Genomic DNA, 554 nt, shown 5'->3' with positions numbered 1-554 from the left:
GCTTGGAGGTTCTCGGCTGACGTGCTCAAGTTGTTGATCGTGTGCTCGAGACGGTTTTGTGTGGCACCTAGTTTCGAACGTTCTCCTGATACCATTTCAATAGCATCATTCACAACTGTGATTGCAGCATTTGAACCATCAAGTAATCCACCAGTTGTAGTAGCTACATCATCAACATTTGCAACTGCTAAATCAGTTAATTTGGTACCGGCGCCAGTAGTTCCTAAAGTAGAGCTGTCCATTCGAGAAATGCTTAGAACCAATGTCTGTCCCGCATTTGCTCCAATATGGAAATTCAAATCTGCTGCTCCTGCAACCCCTGAAGTTGCGTCCGCTGCACCATTCAAAAGTTTCTTTGTGTTGAACTCTGTGTCCGTTGAAATACGATCGACTTCTTCAATAAGTTGGTTGAACTCTTTTTGAAGCTCTTTTCGATCAGTTAACGTGTTCGTATCGTTCGAACCTTGAACCGCAAGCTCGCGCATGCGTTGGAGGATCGAGTGCGTCTCGTTCAATGCGCCCTCAGCCGTCTGGATCAACGAGATTCCGTCCTG

At 46.2% G+C, this 554-nt stretch carries 1 protein-coding gene; it reads right to left on the bottom strand.

Annotated features, from left to right (window positions below; translation table 11 throughout):
* On the bottom strand, window positions 1-554 hold a 554-nt coding region (locus tag KNO86_RS14590), incomplete at both ends, for a flagellin N-terminal helical domain-containing protein (protein ID WP_285800675.1).

The organism is Exiguobacterium sp. s160, assembly GCF_018617575.1.
GTDB classification, from domain to species: domain Bacteria; phylum Bacillota; class Bacilli; order Exiguobacteriales; family Exiguobacteriaceae; genus Exiguobacterium; species Exiguobacterium aestuarii_A.
The sequence above is the reverse complement of the archived record's forward strand: the minus strand, read 5'-3'. Positions and strand labels throughout refer to the sequence as shown.